The sequence below is a fragment of the Helicobacter canadensis MIT 98-5491 genome (assembly GCF_000162575.1).
Lineage (GTDB): Bacteria > Campylobacterota > Campylobacteria > Campylobacterales > Helicobacteraceae > Helicobacter_D > Helicobacter_D canadensis.
Window position 1 is genome coordinate 851,177 of record NZ_CM000776.2, and the last position, 18,968, is coordinate 870,144.

General features: G+C 32.9%; 20 protein-coding genes and 1 pseudogene. 13 read left to right on the top strand and 8 right to left on the bottom strand.

The genetic code is table 11. The annotated features are described in order from the left end of the window. Position 1 precedes the first annotated feature (1 nt). Genes HCAN_RS04270 through aroB form a run of 5 tightly spaced genes read right to left on the bottom strand, consistent with a single transcriptional unit; the run spans position 2 to position 5,930 of the window. On the bottom strand, positions 2-328 hold the full coding sequence (locus HCAN_RS04270; protein ID WP_006655518.1) for a hypothetical protein: 327 nt from the start codon (positions 326-328) through the stop codon (positions 2-4). Continuing rightward, complete coding sequence (locus HCAN_RS04275) at positions 315-1,982, bottom strand: AAA family ATPase (protein ID WP_006655519.1); 1,668 nt, start codon at positions 1,980-1,982, stop codon at positions 315-317. Before HCAN_RS04275 ends, HCAN_RS04270 begins: the two co-directional genes overlap by 14 nt. Continuing rightward, positions 1,969-3,240 carry a tRNA (N(6)-L-threonylcarbamoyladenosine(37)-C(2))-methylthiotransferase MtaB gene (gene mtaB / locus HCAN_RS04280; protein WP_006655520.1) on the bottom strand — a complete coding sequence of 424 codons (1,272 nt, stop codon included), beginning with the start codon at positions 3,238-3,240 and terminating at the stop codon, positions 1,969-1,971. The genes HCAN_RS04275 and mtaB overlap by 14 nt, the downstream gene beginning before the upstream one ends. Positions 3,241-3,249: 9 nt before the next feature. Further along, on the bottom strand, positions 3,250-4,911 hold the full coding sequence (locus HCAN_RS04285) for a mechanosensitive ion channel family protein (RefSeq protein WP_006656837.1): 1,662 nt from the start codon (positions 4,909-4,911) through the stop codon (positions 3,250-3,252). Continuing rightward, positions 4,908-5,930, bottom strand: a complete 1,023-nt coding sequence (gene aroB / locus HCAN_RS04290) for a 3-dehydroquinate synthase (protein ID WP_006655522.1) — start codon at positions 5,928-5,930, stop codon at positions 4,908-4,910. The genes HCAN_RS04285 and aroB overlap by 4 nt, the downstream gene beginning before the upstream one ends. 195 nt (positions 5,931-6,125) lie before the next feature. Here aroB and HCAN_RS04295 point away from each other — a divergent pair, with 195 nt between their 5' ends. After that, positions 6,126-6,479, top strand: a complete 354-nt coding sequence (locus tag HCAN_RS04295; RefSeq protein ID WP_006655523.1) for a DMT family transporter — start codon at positions 6,126-6,128, stop codon at positions 6,477-6,479. Continuing rightward, on the top strand, positions 6,479-6,802 hold the full coding sequence (locus HCAN_RS04300; RefSeq protein WP_006655524.1) for an SMR family transporter: 324 nt from the start codon (positions 6,479-6,481) through the stop codon (positions 6,800-6,802). Before HCAN_RS04295 ends, HCAN_RS04300 begins: the two co-directional genes overlap by 1 nt. 128 nt (positions 6,803-6,930) lie before the next feature. Here the strand turns inward: HCAN_RS04300 and HCAN_RS04305 are convergent, their stop codons facing one another. After that, complete coding sequence (locus HCAN_RS04305) at positions 6,931-8,097, bottom strand: pyridoxal phosphate-dependent aminotransferase (RefSeq protein ID WP_006655525.1); 1,167 nt, start codon at positions 8,095-8,097, stop codon at positions 6,931-6,933. Positions 8,098-8,384: 287 nt separating this feature from the next. Here HCAN_RS04305 and groES point away from each other — a divergent pair. Further along, positions 8,385-8,642, top strand: a pseudogene (gene groES, locus HCAN_RS04310) (co-chaperone GroES); the annotation flags it as partial. 32 nt (positions 8,643-8,674) lie between these two features. After that, the gene (gene groL, locus HCAN_RS04315) at positions 8,675-10,315 is read left to right on the top strand and encodes a chaperonin GroEL (RefSeq protein WP_006655527.1); all 1,641 of its coding nucleotides are present in this window, start codon (positions 8,675-8,677) and stop codon (positions 10,313-10,315) included. 198 nt (positions 10,316-10,513) lie between these two features. Here the strand turns inward: groL and hypD are convergent, their stop codons facing one another. Together hypD and HCAN_RS04325 are read right to left on the bottom strand one after the other, a co-directional pair. Then, the gene (gene hypD, locus HCAN_RS04320) at positions 10,514-11,629 is read right to left on the bottom strand and encodes a hydrogenase formation protein HypD (RefSeq protein ID WP_006655528.1); all 1,116 of its coding nucleotides are present in this window, start codon (positions 11,627-11,629) and stop codon (positions 10,514-10,516) included. Between the two features lie 61 nt (positions 11,630-11,690). After that, positions 11,691-12,143, bottom strand: coding sequence for a hypothetical protein (locus tag HCAN_RS04325; RefSeq protein WP_006655529.1), 453 nt, complete (start codon positions 12,141-12,143; stop codon positions 11,691-11,693). A 68-nt stretch (positions 12,144-12,211) separates the two neighbouring features. Here HCAN_RS04325 and truB point away from each other — a divergent pair, with 68 nt between their 5' ends. From truB to HCAN_RS04370, 9 genes are read left to right on the top strand one after another with little or no spacing between them, the layout of a single operon-like run. Then, positions 12,212-13,048 (top strand): tRNA pseudouridine(55) synthase TruB, encoded by an 837-nt coding sequence (truB, locus tag HCAN_RS04330; RefSeq protein WP_006655530.1) that lies wholly within the window; start codon positions 12,212-12,214, stop codon positions 13,046-13,048. Next, positions 13,042-13,272, top strand: a complete 231-nt coding sequence (gene csrA, locus HCAN_RS04335) for a carbon storage regulator CsrA (protein ID WP_006655531.1) — start codon at positions 13,042-13,044, stop codon at positions 13,270-13,272. Before truB ends, csrA begins: the two co-directional genes overlap by 7 nt. Beyond that, positions 13,273-14,028, top strand: coding sequence for a 4-(cytidine 5'-diphospho)-2-C-methyl-D-erythritol kinase (locus HCAN_RS04340; RefSeq protein ID WP_006655532.1), 756 nt, complete (start codon positions 13,273-13,275; stop codon positions 14,026-14,028). A 2-nt stretch (positions 14,029-14,030) separates the two neighbouring features. After that, positions 14,031-14,489: an SsrA-binding protein SmpB gene (gene smpB, locus HCAN_RS04345; RefSeq protein ID WP_006655533.1), complete on the top strand. Its 459-nt coding sequence runs from the start codon at positions 14,031-14,033 to the stop codon at positions 14,487-14,489. Between the two features lie 10 nt (positions 14,490-14,499). Further along, positions 14,500-14,973, top strand: coding sequence for a TonB-system energizer ExbB (gene exbB, locus HCAN_RS04350; RefSeq protein WP_006655534.1), 474 nt, complete (start codon positions 14,500-14,502; stop codon positions 14,971-14,973). Positions 14,974-14,982: 9 nt separating this feature from the next. Continuing rightward, positions 14,983-15,372, top strand: coding sequence for a biopolymer transporter ExbD (locus HCAN_RS04355; protein ID WP_006655535.1), 390 nt, complete (start codon positions 14,983-14,985; stop codon positions 15,370-15,372). Next, complete coding sequence (locus HCAN_RS04360) at positions 15,372-15,554, top strand: hypothetical protein (protein WP_006655536.1); 183 nt, start codon at positions 15,372-15,374, stop codon at positions 15,552-15,554. The genes HCAN_RS04355 and HCAN_RS04360 overlap by 1 nt, the downstream gene beginning before the upstream one ends. Then, entirely contained in the window at positions 15,555-18,176 is a 2,622-nt protein-coding gene (locus tag HCAN_RS04365) for a hypothetical protein (protein ID WP_006655537.1), read from the top strand. After that, on the top strand, positions 18,176-18,967 hold the full coding sequence (locus HCAN_RS04370; protein WP_006656838.1) for an OmpA/MotB family protein: 792 nt from the start codon (positions 18,176-18,178) through the stop codon (positions 18,965-18,967). The genes HCAN_RS04365 and HCAN_RS04370 overlap by 1 nt, the downstream gene beginning before the upstream one ends. The last annotated feature ends 1 nt before the right edge of the window (position 18,968 follow it).

An 18,968-nucleotide genomic window follows, 5' to 3' on the forward strand; every position in this document is an offset into this window, starting at 1 on the left:
TTTAAAAAGCAATTACTAAGCCAAATTGGCTTAAGTAGTTGCATTCTTCAAAACTAAAAGAATCTTTTGAGACAAAAAAATAAATTTTACACCCATTCTTTAAAATTTCTGTTAGCTTTTGTTGATTTGGAATTAGCAATGAATCTAAATGACTAAAAAATATCAAAAGAAGACTTTGAATGCGTTGGTGTTCTCTAAGTGTCGCAAAAGTATAGTCAATGGCTTCTTGCCAGTGATTTTGGTTTCCAATTACGCTAAAAGGAGTTAAAAGCTCTTTGGGAATAAAGTGTGGCGAACAAGATTCTCCAAAAATCTTATAATTCTGCATGGATTAAATCTCTAATTTCGTGATATTCTAATTTTTCCTTAGTTAAGAGTTCTTTTTGAATTTTCTCTAAAAGATATTTGTAATTTTTAAAGAAACTTAAACGATCATTTTTGCAATCTTCTAGTATTTTTACTATATCTTTTTCGCTACCGAGTAAAAATTCTCCCATACCATAAGATTCCACCATTTTATGAGTTAGTTTTTTGGCTTCATTTAAATCATCTTTGGCATAAGAATAGCTTTCATTATAAAGTAGCTCTAATGCGGCAATTCCAGAGAGATGAATCTTGATTTGGTTTTCTAATTCATTTTTACTTAAAAGCTCTTTATCGAGGTATTTTAGGGTATTGCTCATTAAGGCAATTTTTTCAAAAGGGATTTCAAACCAATAAGCACTAAAAGCCTTTGCGGCTTGATAGTAAGCTAGAATTTCCTTTTCTTTTTCATCATAGCTTAGTTTTTTTCTAATCCCTACGATCACTTTATCGCGAACATTTAAAATATCTTCTTTTTGAATGGTATTAGAGTTTCGCTTGATAGCACAAAGTGCTGCTTCATTTACCAAAGAAGCAAGTGCAGCTCCACTAAAACCTACACAAAGCTTAGCGACTTCTTCATAATTAAAATCACAATTTTTATCCCTTGTGTGCACTTTTAAAATCTTAATGCGTTCTTGTAAATTAGGTAATTCTATAAAGATTCGCCGATCAAATCTCCCACTTCTAAGCAGAGCTTCATCCATTGATTCTATGTTGTTAGTCGCTCCAATGACAATGATTCCGTTGCTATCTTCAAAGCCATCCATTTCTGTTAAAAGTTGATTGAGTGTGGTTTCACGCTCTTCATTACGCATTCCACCGCGTGCTTTACCAACGGCATCGATTTCATCGATAAAAATAATTGCGGGTGCGTTGAGTTTGGCTTTGGTAAATAAATCATGCACTCTTTTAGCTCCCATTCCCACATAAATTTGCACAAAACTTGCACCGCTTTGATAGTAAAATGGAACTTTTGCTTCTCCTGCTAATGCTTTTGCAATGAGTGTTTTCCCAACACCAGGAGGTCCTACTAAAAGCACTCCTTTAGGAAGCTTTACGCCAAAATCTTGATATTTTTTTGGTGATTTTAGATAATCAACAATTTCCTTTAATTCCTCTTTAGCTTCTGTAATTCCTGCGACATCTTCAAAACCAAGATGAGAAGTAATGGGTTTGATATTATGTAAGAGAAAGGCTTCATTAGCAATAGCTCGTGCTTGTTGTTGATAGCTAGAATCTTTTTGGGAGATATTTTGTGGATTTTTTTTGGATTTGCTTAAAAAGAGTAAAATAACTAAAACCAATACAAATATTAAAAAAAATAAAAATACATTTTCTAAAATACTATTTTCTTGTGTGATTTCTAAAGGGATTGTTTGTCCAAAATTTTTTAAATCTATTGTATCTTTGGCAATTTTATAGGATTTATCATCAAGATCAAAATAAAGATAATCCCCTTTAATTTTAGCGTGAGTGGGTAAGGAATTTTGGAGTATTTTATCTAGGTGAGTTGCACTAATTAAGAGGGCATTGTCTTTTAAAGCAAAGGCAATAAAGATGATTATTGCAAGTATTAGGGTAAAAATTCCAAAATAGAGGGTTTTAAATTTCTGCATAGTTTTTATCCATTTGTGGCATAAAGCGTTGGAATGTAATCCATGAATCTTTTGTTAGTGGAGTCTTGGAAGTGATTTGAATTTTGTTGTAATATTCATCAAAACCGCTAGCAAGATAGGAATTTTCGTTGCTTTTTACTTCTTCAATCAAGACACTAATAGGTTTGTTAGCCTTTGAGAGTTTTTGCCTAAAAGCAAAATTGTTTTCTGTAACCTTAGCTTCAATTTGTTTTTTCCGGATTTTTGAAATATCTCCAGAAACTCTTTCTTTTAGTGAAGCTGAAAAAGTCCCTGAACGAGGGCTATAAATAAAACTATGAAGATGTGTTAAAGGAAATAAAGCAAAATTGCTAAAAGCTTCTTCCCAGACTTCTTGACTCTCTTGTGGATGTCCAACGATAAAATCACTTCCCAATGCAAAGCCTTTTTTAGCTAGAGTATTAAAAAGCTCTAAATCTTTTTCAAAGGTATTTTGGCGATTCATAAGCTTTAGCATAAAAGGGGAAGTGTGCTGCAGAGCGATGTGTAAGTGTCTCTCAATTTTAGGATGATCTAAAAAATCTAAAAAATCTTGTGTAATTTGTGAGGGTTCAAGGCTTCCTAGGCGTAGTCGTTTGACTTCGGGAATTGCACAAATTGATTCTAAAAGGCTAGTTAAATTTTCATTTGAATCTTTACCCCAACTTCCCATATTAGTGCCAGTTAGAATAAATTCACTAAAACCATTTTGTGTAAGTTTAGTAATTTGATTGATAATTTTATTTTTCTCAAAACTTCTTGCTTTGCCTCTCACACTAGGAATAATGCAATAAGAACACGCAAAATCACAACCCTCTTGGATTTTAATAAAAGCACGACTTTTACCAATAAAATCACTAATAATATTGCGATCTAAACTCTCTAGATCACCCTCTAAATAAAAGTTTTGAGTGCGTTTTAAAATCTCATTGATTGATTCTTTGTAAGAATGCCCAAAAGCACCAACAATAAGTCCTTTTTGCAATAAATCTTGTCCTTGAGTTTTAACACCACATCCTGTAAAAAAGATTTTTTTACCCTCGTTTTGAAGGCGATTAATGTAGCTTCTAACTCCGCTATCAGCACCATTGGTAACGGTGCAAGAATTTACTACAATAATATCTGAATCTTCTTCATAAGGGGTTTGCGAAAAATCCTTTAAGGAATGAATCATAACCTGTGTGTCAAAAAGGTTGGTTCGACAACCAAAGGTTTTAAAAAATACTTTAGGTTTTTGCATAGGAAACTTTCATGTAAGTGGAATTGAGCCATCAGTTTTAGGCAATGTATTTGATAATTTATTGCCTTCATAAACCGTTGTGCTTGGGTAAGCAATTTTGATATTGTCTTCTTTTAAAATAAGATCAATAATTTCGGCACTTATGGCACTTCTAAGAGCTAGTGTAGCATAAGCATTAGTAAGATACCATACGGATATTCTAATCCCATTTTGTTCTAAGAGGCTAAAGACGCGTGGTTCTACATTAGTGTTTTTAAGGGTGTAGCGATCTCGTAATTTGTTGAATTGTTTTCTTGTAGATTCTGTATAGCCTTTGGCATATTTTTTTGCACATTCTCTCGCAATATGACAAGCTTTTGCGTGATCTGAATCAAAGGTAATCGTAAAATCAATACCATCCCAAACGGTTTTAATTCCTCCATGCGTGTAGTTTGAAAACATAGTGGTAAAAACAAAGTTGTTAGGAATAAAAATAACACGACCAGCTCGGCGATTTTCAGTATAAGTTGTGAGCGTGATGTCTTCATATAGAGTAATGCGTAAAATTGAAATATCAAGCACATCACCTACATATACTGCACCTTCTTTAATAACTTTGATTCTATCGCCTGCATGCACGGAGCCACCCACAACAATAACAATCCAACCCAAAACAGACATAAAAAGATCTTTCATTGCAATGGCTAAACCAGCAGAGGCAAATCCAAGCACGGTAACAAGATAGCCAACATTATCTAAATAGGCAAAAAGTAAAATGAGGATAATGAGGGTAATATTTAAGAAATTAATAATTTTATTGGTGGTGTAGATTCTTTCGTTATCGTGGATATACTTTCTCACTCCAAGTTTGATAGAAAAAGCAACCCCCAAAAGAAATAAAATAGTAACGCCAATTGTGATTCCCTTAATAATTTGAGACTTAATTTGTGCGGTTAGATTATTGTTAATTTCTTCAATTTCTTTTGAAAAAATTTGCAAAGTTGTGGCAAAAATATTTTTGGTGTTTTCTAGGATTCTTAATGCATTGGTTGCATTTTTAATCTCTTCATAAATTTGATTTGTGTTATTAAATAGGCAATAATCTGCAGCACAAATTTGTTGAATCTTTGTTTCATTGCTAGAAGATTCATAAAGAAGAAGTAAATTTTTAAGAAGTTGTTCTTTTTGTTGAAGTTGAGAGATATTTTCTTCAAGGGTTTTGTAATTTTTTTGAAGGTTTCCAAGTTCTTCGTTATTTTTTTTGATATGAGAGAGGGCATTAATGATTAAAAGAGGGTTAGTAACATTGGGAGTTTTTTCTAATTTATTGGGTTCAATAAGTTCTTTAAAAGGTGCATCTTTATAGTTCCCAAGCAAATCTTTTTGATTTTGGAGTGCTATGAGATTTCGTTTAAGGTTATTGAGTTGGGTTTGATTTTCAAGTGTGTTTGGGGATTCTTGAAGTGTTTGAATCTCTTTTTGGGTTTGGTTGAGATTGAAGCTAACTTGCTGATAAGCTTGATAATTTGAATATTTTTTCATCCAAATATTGTTTTGATGATTAAGAAAGTTGTTAATTTTTGTGATTTGCGAATCAATTTGTTTGATTTGCTGAATATCATCTTTGAGCTCTGCAAATAGTGGTGTTAGAGATAAAAATAAAAGAGAAATTAAATGCAGAAGTTTTTTCATACAAATTCCTCTAATACCTCAATAATTGTAGATTTTGGAATATTGCTTTGAAAAGAAAAATTACCAATTCCATTGGGTAAAATAAAGGTGATTTGGTTATTTTGACTTTTTTTATCTAAAAAGAAAGCTTGATAGAAAGATTCAATATTTTTGATTTTATAATTTGTGGGCAGATGGAATCTTTGGAGAGTTTTTGTAATAGCATTTGATTCTTCTTGTGTGATGAGATTAAGCTTTAGTGCAAGGGTATTTGCCATAATCATTCCTAAGCTTACGGCTTCTCCGTGGAGGTAAGTTCCATAGCCACTTTGTAATTCAATGATATGTCCAAAAGTATGCCCATAGTTTAAAGCAGCTCTAATTCCTTTTTCTTTTTCATCCTCTGTAACAACTTTTGCTTTAATAGAAACAGCTTTGTGAATAACCTGTAAAAGTATATTTGAATCATCAAGATTGGAGGTGCAAAGTAGATTAAAAAAATCTTTATCAAAACAAATAGCCATTTTAATAATTTCTGCAACTCCAGCACTAAATTCCCTTGGTGGTAAAGTTTGCAAGAATCCTGTATCAATATAAACTGCTTTGGGTTGATGAAAAAGTCCAATAAGATTTTTCCCAAAGTGATTATTGATTCCTGTTTTGCCTCCAACGCTTGAATCTACTTGCGAGAGAAGGGTTGTAGGGATTTGAATAAAATGGATTCCCCGCATAAAGATTCCAGCGGCAAATCCTACCATATCGCCAATAACTCCTCCTCCAAAGGCAATTATTAAGGAATTCCTATCAAGATGATGATTAAAAGCAGCTTCCAAAATGATTTCAATACTTTGGAAATTTTTATAAGATTCTCCATCTTGGAGACAGATGCAATACACTTCAGTAGCTTCAAGGTTGGCAAGTAGCTTTTGTAGATGCAAACCTGCAATTTTTGGATTTGTAACGACCAAAACTTTACCCTTGTGTTTGATTTTGGGTAGAGTGCCAAAAGAGATAGTGTAACTAGGTAGTGTAATTTCCACTTAAATTGCCTTTAAAAAAATAGTTTTGTATTTTAACACTTTTTATTTTTAGAAAAGCTTTTATGCTATAATTTTGTTATGAAAGTCTTTAAACTTCAACAAACCATCGATCCTCCTTGCTATTAATTTTCTTATATCATACTTTCACCATACTTTAATTTTTGTGAATATTTTAAATTTAAAAAGGTCTAAAAAATGTTTCGTGCGTGGTTATTTTTAATAATAGCAATTTTTTGCGAGGTATTTGGCGTCTCTGTTATGAATTATTCTGGGCAAGTGAATAAGTTTCTTGCTTATGGTTGTATGTTTTTTATGTTGGGAATTTCTTATTATTTTATGTCTTTGGCTATCCAAAGAATTAATATAGGCACAGCATATGCCATTTGGGAAATTGTAGGTTTGTCATTAATTACGATTATTTCGGTTCTTATTTTTGGTAATCATTTAAATACACAGGAATATATTGGGCTTACTTTGGCGTTAATTGGGATTATTTTGGTAAATTTAGGCGAGAAACACTCTAGCCAAGATGAGTTAGGTGGCAAATAATGTTTAGCGTTTATTTTGTTTATGTAATCTTAGCGGCTATTTTAGATATTGTTGCTAATTTAGCTTTGAATAAGTCAGAGGGCTTTAGGAAGTTAAGGTGGGGATTATTTTCTATTGGGCTTGTGTGGTTGGCTTTTTATTTATTGGCTTTGAGTGTGGAGGGAGGTATGAGCTTGGTGGTTGCTTACACGCTTTGGGGTTGTATAGGTATTTTTGGAACAACTTTAGGAGGTTGGTATTTTTTTAATCAGAGACTTAAGCCTATAGGGTGGATTGGAATCTTTATTATCATTCTTGCGGTTGTTGTATTAAAAAGTGCCTAAAGAATGTTATTAATAAAAAAATAATAAATTAATTTAATGGGTAATATTTAAGATTTATAGTATTGCATAGTTTTGGAGGCAGAAATATTATATTTCGCCTCTTTAAATTTCAAATCAGTTAAGTAAAATTATTTGTAAGATTGGCAGAAATTTGCGATTCTAGCAATACCTTTTTTAATGCTATCAAGATCAGTGGCAAAAGAAAAGCGGAAATAGCCTTCTGCACCAAAGCCGATTCCAGGCACTACAGCCACTCCTTCTTTTTCAAGCAATGCTTTAGAAAATTCCATAGAATCAGGATTGACATTTTTGCAATTTACAAAGAGGTAAAAAGCGCCATCAGGCAAATCAACACTTAGGTTTTGAATCTCATTAAAAAGTTTGCAAGCGACATCTCTTCTTTCTTTGAAAGCTTGACACATTCTTTGAATGTCTTGGTCTGCTCTACCATCTAGTGCTGGAATCGAAGCTTTTTGTGTAATAGAATTGATATTAGAAATGGATTGACTTTGCAAACCAACAATGAGTTGGCGTAATTTTCTATCTTTGGTAGCAAGATACCCCATTCGCCAACCTGTCATTGCAACAGCCTTGCTTAGTCCATTAATGGTAATGGTGCGTTCTAGCATATCTTGACTAATGCTTCCACAAGAAGTAAAGGCATTGTCATAAACAAGTTTTTCATAGATTTCATCGCTAATTACCCAAATATTTGTGCCTTTTAGAACTTCTGCAATGGATTCTAATTCGCTTTTAGAATACACCATTCCTGTTGGGTTTGATGGAGTGGTTAAAACAAGTATTTTTGTTTTGGGTGTGATGGCGGATTTGAGTTGTTCAGGAGTGATTTTGAAGCGATTTTCTTGCGTGGTTTGAATAAAGACATTTTTTCCGCCACTATAAGTAACAAGTTCGGGATAGGTTACCCAATAAGGACTTGGTATTATAACTTCATCGTCTTTTTCAATGAGTGTTTGAAAGACATTAAATAAAGAATGCTTCGCTCCACTATTGACCACAATTTCTTCGGGAGTATAATTAAGATGATTCTCTTTTAAAAGTTTGTGACTGATGGTTTGAAGTAATTCGGGAATTCCAGCAACTGCAGTGTATTTAGTAAAACCATTTTGAATAGCTTTAATAGCTTCATCTTTGATGACTTGAGGGGTATCAAAGTCAGGTTCTCCTGCTGAAAAGGAGAGAATGTCTCGCCCTTGTGCTTTGAGTTCTCTAGCTAAAGAGCTAATGGCAATGGTGATAGATTCTGAAAGATTAGTAACTTTAGATGAATACATTGTATTTCCTTATGTGTCATTGAATTTAATTTATTGATAATACTTTAGAGTGTATCTTTTTTTTCTTTATTAAAAAATTAAAAATATGAATCTACGATTAATGTTGTTCAAATTTAAAAGAATTAAGGTAGCAATTTTTATATTAAGTGTATTAAGCTAATTAATATTTAGTCATATAGACTAAGAATTAATGAATTTTTTTACTAAAGATATTGACAAGCATAAAAAAAATGATTATAATTCCACTCGTTTTTATAATGAATTTTTAAATTAATGGAGGTAATCCTATGAATTTTAAACCACTTGGTGAAAGAGTTTTGGTAGAAAGACTTGAAGAAGATACAAAAACTGCTTCTGGAATTATCATTCCTGATAACGCAAAAGAAAAGCCTTTAATGGGTGTTGTAAAAGCTATTGGAAGTGAAGTGAAAGAAGTAAAAGTTAATGATAAAGTTGTATTTGGAAAATATTCTGGCACTGAAGTGAAGCTCGATGGAACAGAGTATTTGATTTTAAAATTAGAAGATGTTTTAGGTGTTATTGCCTAATTTGATATATTTAAAACAAGGAGTAAAAAATGGCAAGTAAAGAAATTAATTTTTCAGACAACGCAAGAAATAGATTATTTGAAGGTGTAAAGCAATTAAGCGATGCAGTTAAAGTAACAATGGGACCAAGAGGACGAAATGTGTTGATTCAAAAAAGTTTTGGTGCTCCAAGCATTACCAAAGATGGTGTGTCTGTGGCAAAAGAAATTGAATTAGCCGATCCTATTGCAAATATGGGTGCACAGCTTGTTAAAGAAGTTGCTAGTAAAACTGCAGATGCAGCAGGAGATGGAACAACAACAGCAACCGTTTTGGCTTATAGTATTTTCAAAGAAGGTTTGAGAAATATTACTGCTGGAGCAAATCCAATTGAAGTAAAACGAGGAATGGATAAAGCAGCAGAAGCTATCACTGAAGAGCTAAAAAAGATTTCAAAACCTGTTTCTGGTAAAAAAGAAATCGCACAAGTTGCGACTATCTCTGCAAACTCTGATGCAAAAGTAGGTGAGCTTATTGCTGAAGCAATGGAAAAAGTAGGTAAAGATGGTGTTATTACCGTTGAAGAAGCAAAAGGAATCAATGATGAACTAAGTGTAGTTGAAGGTATGCAGTTTGATAGAGGTTACTTAAGTCCTTATTTTGTAACTAATAGCGATAAAATGGAAGCAGAGCTAGAGCATCCTTATATTCTTTTAACAGATAAAAAAATCACTTCAATGAAAGATATTTTACCGCTTTTAGAATCAACAATGAAAAGTGGAAAACCTTTATTAATCATTGCTGAAGATATCGAAGGTGAAGCACTAACAACTTTGGTAGTAAATAAATTAAGAGGTGTTTTAAATGTTGCTGCAGTTAAAGCTCCTGGATTTGGTGATAGAAGAAAAGAAATGTTAAAAGATATTGCAACTTTGACAGGTGGCGAAGTGATTAGCGAAGAGCTTGGTAAAACTTTAGAAAATGCAACTATCGCAGATTTAGGACAAGCTTCAAGAATCGTTATTGATAAAGATAACACAACAATCGTAGATGGAGTAGGAAGCAAAGATGCAGTGAATGCAAGAATTGCACAAATTAAAACCCAAATTGAATCTACAACAAGTGATTATGATAGAGAAAAATTACAAGAAAGATTGGCAAAACTAAGTGGCGGTGTAGCAGTTATTAAAGTAGGTGCTGCAAGTGAAGTTGAAATGAAAGAGAAAAAAGATAGAGTAGATGATGCACTCTCTGCTACAAAAGCAGCCGTAGAAGAAGGAATTATCATTGGTGGTGGTGCAGCTCTTATTCGTGCAGCAGCAAAAGTAAGCTTGAGTTTAGAAGGTGATGAGAAAATTGGTTATGAAATCATTAAACGTGCTATTTCTGCACCTATCAAACAAATCGCAACTAATGCAGGCTTTGATGATGGTGTAGTGGTTAATAATGTAGAAAAAGATTCTAATGCAAATAATGGATTTGATGCTTCAAGTGGTAAATATGTTGATATGTTTGAAGCAGGAATCATTGATCCATTAAAAGTAGCAAGAATCGCATTACAAAATGCTGTTTCTGTTTCAAGCTTGTTGCTCACTACTGAAGCTACAGTGCATGAAATCAAAGAAGATAAACCTGCAATGTCTGATATGAGTGGTATGGGCGGAATGGGAGGTATGGGAGGAATGATGTAATTCCTCCTCCCCCTTTCTATCTTCAATCCGCTTAGCCTTTTTTGGGTTTAAGCGGATTTTTTTATGCTTTCTTTAAAATTGTTTTTAATTCCCTAATAAGTTTGTTAATGTTAATTAAGTGTAAGCAAAAGAGAGTTTGTAGCTATAAAGTCTTGCTTTAAATTATGCAAATTACTTTATAGAATCGTATAGCAAGGTTTATACAGGCTGGATTCCTTGGTATTTAAAATACGCCGCACAAGCCCCCTCGCTACTTACCATACAGCTACCTAATGGATTTTGAGGATTACAAGCTTTACCAAAGAGTTTGCAATCATAGGGTTTTTTATTTCCTTTTAAAATTTCACCACAAAGGCAATTTTTATGCTCTTCTTTAGGGATTCCGCCAAGGCAATCTTTAAAGATAACCGCAGCATCAAATTCGCTAAATTCTTCTTTGAGTTTTAGTGAAGAGTGTGGGATTTCTCCAAGTCCGCGCCAATAGAAACTTTTTTCCAAGGTAAAGTATTGTTCAACTAGACTTTGTGCTTTGAGATTTCCTTCATAAGTAACACTTCTTGCATATTGAGTTTCTACTTTTGGGGAATTGGTAAGAATTTGATTAAGGATTGAAAGTAGGCTTTCACCAATATCCACTGGTTCAAAACCGCAAACTACAATAGGAATATGATATTTTTTAACTAAAGGTTCATAGATTTTAGAACCCGTGATAACGCTGACATGGGATGGAGCTAGAAGTGCGTTGATTTGACAATTTTCATCTCCTAAAATAATGTCTAGAGGTGGAGGAACTAGCACATGATTAATATGAAAAAAGACATTTTTAAGATTTAGTGCAATCACTTTTTGCAAGAGTGCAGCGGTCATTGGGGTAGTGGTTTCAAAGCCTATTGCAAAATAGACAACTTTTTTATTTGGGTTATTTTGGGCAATTTTGAGAATTTCCAAAGGAGAATAGACAAAAACAATATTTAAACCCTTAGCACGAGCTTGTTGGAGACTTCCATAACTTCCTGGAACTTTTATCATATCTCCTAGTGTTACAAGAATAACATCTTTTTGCGAAGCAATTTGATAAGCACAATCAATGCGTCCTTTAGACATTACACATACAGGACAGCCCGGTCCATGCACAAATTCAATATTTTCTGGGAGAAGTTGGGGGAGTGCATATTTCATAATTGTATGCGTATGTCCTCCACATACTTCCATTATTTTAATGGGGTTTGTGAGATTTTTGCTTAGTGTTCTGATAGCATTAAAAGTTTCTTTGATTTTTAGTGGATTGCGATAGGTATCAATGTAGGGATTCATAATTCCTTCTTTATTAAAAAATAGAAAGAATTATGCCATTTTTTTATATTTAAAAAATAAATTATTGTGTTTTTAGGGCTTTTGAGATCAAAGAATCAAAATGTTGATCATATATTGGATTAAACAAAGCTATTGGGATTTCATAGCTTTGTTTATAAAAAGAAGTGGTATCTTGAGTAATAACTTTAAGATTGAGTTGTATCAAATAGCGAGGAAGAACGCTAAAAGAAGCATTTGGAGAGCGATCACCTTGACCTTCATTGTAAAAATGAGTAAAGTAATAATGGATAGCCTGAATTTTTGGATTTGGGTTTTGATTAAAAAGGATTTTAAAGCGATTTTCAAAAGTTTTTGGAAAATCTGTGGGAATAATGCTAGTATCTAAGGCTTTATCGTAGATAATCTTAGGATAAGGGAGCGTTGGATTATTTGGAGCAAGAGTAGTTTGGTTGCAATTTGCAAAAAATAAAACCGCAAAACTTAAAATAAAAAATGTTAAAATTTTATTTTTCATTCAATTTCCTTAGCTGTAAAGATTTGAATTAATGTAATGTGTAGTTTAGCATAAAATTTTTAAAAGGTATGATTTTGGATGGCATTTTTGTAGCGAAAAAGCCTTTGTTTGTTTCCTCAAATGGATATTTGGGTTTTTTAAAAAGACGTGATGGTGCTAAAAAAGCTGGTTTTAGTGGTATTTTAGATCCTTTTGCTTGTGGGGTTTTGGTGGTAGCTTATGGGCAATATACGCGACTTTTTCCTTTTCTTAAAAAAACTCCAAAAGTTTATCAAGCAACACTTTGGCTTGGCTTAGAGAGTGATTCTTTAGATATTGAGAATATTCAAAGAATTCATCAAGTGAAAATATTTTCCAAAGAGTATTTAAAAGAAGTTTTACAGAAATTTTGCGGAAAGATTGGTTTTATCCCTCCAAAATATAGTGCCAAAAAAATCAATGGAAAAAAAGCTTATGAACTTGCAAGAGCAGGAAAAGAAGTGGTTTTAAAAGAACAAACTATGGAGATTTTTAAGATTGAATTTTTAAATTATTCTCATCCTTTTTTGAGTTTTAAAGTGTGGGTGAGTGAGGGAAGCTATATTCGATCTTTAGGAGAGATGATTGCAAGAGAATTAGGCTGTTTAGGGGGACTTAGTTATTTGGAGAGATTAAGTGAGGGAGGGTTACACTATGAAGATGAAAAGCTTTTGAATCCTCTAGAAATTTTGGACTTACCTAAAGTGCTTGCAATTAATAATGGAGTTTTGAAAGAGAAAGTGCAAAATGGGAAACAAATTACACAAGATGAGTTGCAAATCACTAAAGATGGAAAATATATAGTGCAATTTGAGGATTTTTTTTCTATAATTTCAAATCAAGAAAATAAAATACAATATTTAGCAAATAGGATTCCTTTATGTTGATTTTATCAAGAAAAGAAAATGAAAGTGTTAGTATTGGAGAAGATATTACAATTAAAATTATTGGCATTGATAAGGGAAGCGTCAAAATAGGTTTTGAGGCACCACCTCATTTGACGATTTTGAGAGAGGAGCTAAAACAAGCCATTTTGGAAACCAATAAAAAATCTCTTTCTCATAAAGAAGACAAAATTGATTGGTTGGTGAATGCTAAAAAGAAAAAATAAATGATTAAAAGTTATGCTAAGATTAATATTTTTTTAAAAATTACAGGCAGGGTTATTATAGAATCAATAAGATACCATACGCTGTATTCACGCTTTATGCTAGTTAAGAATCTTTTTGATTGTTTGGAGATACAAGAAAGTAAAGTGGGGTTTGAGATTCTTGGGGATTTTGATTGTCCTATGGAGAAAAATACTATCTATAAAGCTTATGAGGCGGTGTTGCCCTTTTTAAATCAAGAAAAACAAGAATTTTTATCTCATCAAAAAGTAGAAGTTGAAAAAAAAATACCAAGTGGTGCAGGATTAGGCGGTGGAAGCTCTAATGCAGCAGCCTTTTTGTTATGGGCTAATGAAGCATTAGAATTGCAATGGAGTTTTGAGAAGCTAAATAAAATTGCTCAAAAAGTAGGGAGTGATGTTCCATTTTTTTTAAGTCAATATGAAGTGGCTGATGTGAGTGGGCGTGGAGAAAAAATTTCTAAAAGTAAAGAAAAAGCCTTGGAAGTAGAGATTGTTACACCAAAGATTCATTGTGATACCACAAAAGTTTATCAAACTTATGCTAAGGAATTTTATACTCCCACGCAGGAAAATTGGCTAGAGTTTGGCAATGCAAAGATTCTACAACAATCGCCTTATGAGAATAATGATTTGTTGAATCCTGCCATAAAGCTTTATCCAAGTTTAAAAGAATATGCACAACAAGGCTACTTTTTGAGTGGAAGTGGAAGCAGCTTTTGGAAAGTAAAAGAGTAGAAATGAAAGTAGTTGCCACGAATAAAAAAGCTTTGTATGATTTTTTTATTTTGGAGAAATATGAAGCTGGAATTGCATTAGAAGGCAGTGAAGTAAAATCCATTCGAGCAGGGAGAGTGAATCTTAAAGATAGTTTTGTGAAGATTGTCAAGGGCGAGGCATTTTTGTTTCAAGCGCATATTTCAGCGCTTGAAACAACAAATCGCCATTATAAGCCAGATGAAAAGCGACCACGAAAATTACTATTACATAAAAAAGAAATTGATAAGCTTTTTGGTAAAAGTCAGGTGGGAGGAATGAGCATTGTAGCTTTGAAATTATATTTTAATAAGCGAAATAAGGCTAAATTGGAAATTGCTTTAGCAAAAGGAAAGAATCTGCACGACAAGCGAGAAACGCTAAAAGAAAAAATACAAAATAGAGAAATCGCACAAACGCTAAAAGAGTTTCAAAGAAGATAGGGGGATTATTATGTTTGGATTAAATTTAAAAGAAATGGTAGAATATGGTGTGATGGGGATTTTGCTATTAATGAGCATCATTGCACTATGGGCAGTTTTTGAGAGATTTTTATTTTACCGCTACATTAAGCTTGTTTTGTATGAGAATAAAACAGAGCTAGAAATTGATCTCTCTAAGAATCTAACTTTGATTGCGACTATTGGTTCAAATGCTCCCTATGTTGGACTTTTGGGGACGGTGTTTGGAATCATTATGACTTTTGTGCAAATAGGGCAGTTGGGAATGGTGGATACTGCCAATATCATGACAGGGCTTGCATTGGCTCTGCAAGCAACAGCTGGTGGGCTTTTAGTTGCGATTCCATCAATTATTTTTTATAATCTTTTGATGAGAAAAAGTGAGGTTTTGGTTGCGCAATGGGAAATTTTACAGGAAAAAAAGCAACGCAATCAACATTATTCAAAAGAAGTTGAATCTTTTTAAGGCTTGGTGATGAGATATTCTAAACGAATGGATAATATCAATATTGTTCCTTTTATTGATATTATGCTTGTTTTACTGGTTATTGTTTTAACAAGTGCGACTTTTATTGCACAAGGTAAGATTCCTATTGCAATCCCTAAAGCACAAGGTTCTGAAGCAGTAAAGGAAGAATTAAAGAGTGTAGAAATTACCATTAATGCACAAGGGGAGTATTTTTTGGATAAGAATCAAACAAACCTTGAAGCTATTAAAGAAGCACTTTTAAAAATGCCAAAAGACACTCCCATTTTGCTTAGGGGAGATCAAAAAAGCTATTTTGAGAAATTTATTGCGCTTGTTGGAGTGTTAAACGAAATTGAGCGTGTGAATGTTGATATACAAGTGGAGCAAATACAATAATGTTAAAAGAAAGCTATGATTTAACGACAATTATTTCAGCAGTTGTTACCTTTTTGATAATTTTGTTGGCTATTCGATTTATCCTTTTTATGGTAAATCGTAAAGGTAGTCAGATACAAAAACCAGATTGGCTAGAAGGGGATGAACGATTTGAAGTTAAAAAAAGGAAAAAAGGGCGATAAATGGAAAATATCCTTGTTAATATTATTTTTACGATAATTATGCTCGGGCTTGCATTATGGGATTTTTTGAGTTATGGGAAGCAAAAACACAGGGATTTTAAATCTATTATTATGAGTGCAGGGGTTTTGGGAACCTTTGTGGGGATTTTTATTGGATTGCAAGATTTTAATGTTAATGAAATTGAAAAATCTGTCCCCTTTTTGCTAGAAGGACTAAAAACGGCTTTTTATACTTCTATTTTGGGTATGTCTTTGGCGATTCTTTTAGCGATTATCCAAAAAGGTAAAGCTGTTAAAAGTGATTTTGAAAATATGATGGATTATTTTTCATTGCAAGCCTCAAAACTTGATGAATTAAAGTATTTAAAAACCATTGTAGATCAAAGCCTTAAATCACAAGACTTTCAAGAAAAATATCGCCTTGCTCAAGAAGAGAATTTTTTAAAAATTAGCAAACATTTTGATGCGACTAATCATACTTTAAAAGAGGCAATGCAATACCTAGTGCAAGGTGCTTCTAAGGAGCTTATTTCGGCATTAGAGAGTGTAATTAGAGATTTTAATCAAAAGATTACCGATCAATTTGGAGATAATTTTAAAGAACTCAATGCAGCTGTTTCTCAAATGATATCGTGGCAAGAAAATTACAAAAATACTCTTGAGGGCTTAGATGAGAATCTTAAAAACACTTTAAAAGTCTTTAAAAATTCTCAAGAAGTTTTAGAAATGGTGGCAGAGCGTAATAGCGAAGTTTTGGAAGTTTATAATGCTTTGGCACATAGTATTGAAGCCTCAAGAATTGAAAATCAAAAACTCTCTCAAATGTTACTAGGGTTTGAAGATATGCATAAGAATGCACAAAGTGCTTTGGAATCAGTGCAGAGTTTAACTCATATTATGCAAGAATCTCATCAACAGGCAATGGATTTGACAAAGCAAAATTTACAAGAAGTGCGTGGGTATTTGCAAACAAGTATGCAGGAACATAAAAATGTAACCCAAGAAATGCTAACAGATAATCTCCAAGTCTTACAAAAAGATTATTTGGAATTAAGCGGAAATCTTAACAATCTCCAAAAGGATTTGGGAGAATTTACTCAAAGTTATCTTGTTCAAAACAAAGAGAATATGGATCAATTTTTAACTCAAGTTCAAGAAGAGTCAGAAAAATGCTTGAATCATATCCAAAAAAGTAATGTTGAGTTAAATAATCAGAATCTTGAAATGCTAAAGAGTGCCAAAGAAAATATTACAGAATATCTACAAAAGGTAAATGGAAGCTTTGAAGAGACTTTGGGAGAGTTAGATAAGACACAAAAAGAATCGCTTTTACTACTTGAGGGGCAAACACAAAAAAGTGATGCTATTTTGGAGCAACATAGGCAAGATTTGGAGATTATCCTAAAAAATACAAGTGGAACTCTTGAGCAAATGGGGAATGAAGCTAAAGAGAGTATGCTTAAAAATACTAATGCATTAGAAGAGCACATTGCTAATGCGGTTTTAAGTTTTGATTCTTTGCTTGGCAATACCACTAAAACGCTACAAGAGAATTTTCAAGAATCTAAAGAAACTCTAAAGGAAATATCTAAAGACATTGAAGATTCTATGTTAGTGGTTACAAAAAGTCTTGATACAATGCTAAATGAAACTGCCAATTCCCTTAGTAAAAGTGCGCAAAATATTGAAGAATCATTGGTTGATACTACTCAAAACCTTAAAGATAACTTCTCTAAAACCACCCAAGATATTTCACAAAGTGTAGATAGACTGCTTGTTTATAATCAATCTAAATCAGAAGATATTCATAAGCTAATGGAGCAAAACTTAGAGGATTTGAGTGCTAATCTTCAGGCAATGTCGCAAAATACACAAGAGCATTATGAGGAATTGCAAAATCAAATGCGATCAAGTTTTGGAGAATCATATAAAAACGCAATAGAAACCCTTGGAGCTTATCTCAAAAATTCTTCCAATCTTTATCAAAACCAACTCTCAAAACTCTCACAAAATAGTTTAGAAACCTTGCAAAAGCATCATTTAGAGAGTTTGCAAAGCCATCAAGGAATGCAACAAGAATTGCAAAAAAGCTTAAGTGAGATTGTGCAGAAATTTGGTTTGGGAAGTAAGCAGATTCTAGGGACAATTGAGGGATTATCTAAGGAATTGTTGCAGTTTTCTAGTCAGCATTTAGATAGTCATTCTAAGAAAGTCATAGCTCAATATAGTGCCTTAGAAGAAAAAGTGAAGAATATATTGCAAGAAATGGCAAAACGCTATTTGGAAATGTTATCTACTTTGACGCAACAAAGTTTGGAAATACCAAAAAATGTTAGCACGGAACTTTTGAATGAATTTAATCAATTGCAAAAGAATTTAGGAGAATCTTTGGAGGGAGCTTATACTGCTTTGGAAAATAATCGTAAAGAAATTGAAGGGATTTTAAAGATTATTCAAACCAATGTGGATTCTTCGCTTTCTAAAACAACAAGTCTAAATGAAAATCTTTGTCGATCTTTAGGAGATTTAGATGGTGCATTATCTAATATTACTTTGGGATTTAGGCAAGATTATGAATGGTTTTTAAGGCGAATTAGAGAACTTATGGGAGCCAGAAATTAATGGCAAATGATTTCAATAAAGGGAATGAGTGGATTAGCATTTCTGATATGATGGCAGGAGTGATGATGATATTCCTGCTTGTGGCTGTGGGTTATATGGTGGTTATTAGCAAAACACAAAAAGAACTTGCCCTGCAAAATGCGGAACTTTTGGCATTAAATAAGCAAATGAGCGATGTTGCCAAAACGCATCAAAACCTTCAAACAGAGCTTTATAAGGATTTAGTAGCAGAATTTTCTAAGGATTTAGGAAAATGGAATGCAGAGATTGATGAAGACAACACAGTGCGTTTTAGAGAACCTGATATTTTGTTTGATCAAGGTGAAAAAGAAGTAAAATCAAGATTTAAGGAAATCTTAGATGATTTTTTTCCGCGTTATATTAAAATTTTAAGTCGCCCTCAATACAAAGAAGACATTGAGGAAATTCGGATTGAGGGGCATACTTCTAAGGAATGGAAAAATGCAAAAAGCTTAGAGGATAGATATTTAGGGAATGCAGAATTATCTCAAGCAAGAGCTTTAGAAGTTTTGAAATATTGCTTTAATAATCAACAAATTGCCAAACAAAAAGAATGGTTAGTTAGTGTTTTGCGTGCAAATGGATTGTCTTTTGCAAAGCCGCTTGAGAGTGCTGAGCTTTCGCGTAGAGTTGAGTTTAAAGTCTTAACTAAAAGCAATCAAAAGATTTTAAAAATTTTGAATATTAATAAAGAATCGCAAGAAGCAAAAGTTGAGTCAATTCAAAAAGAAGAGTTAGAGACTATAAAAACAAAAGAAAATGAAAAATAGT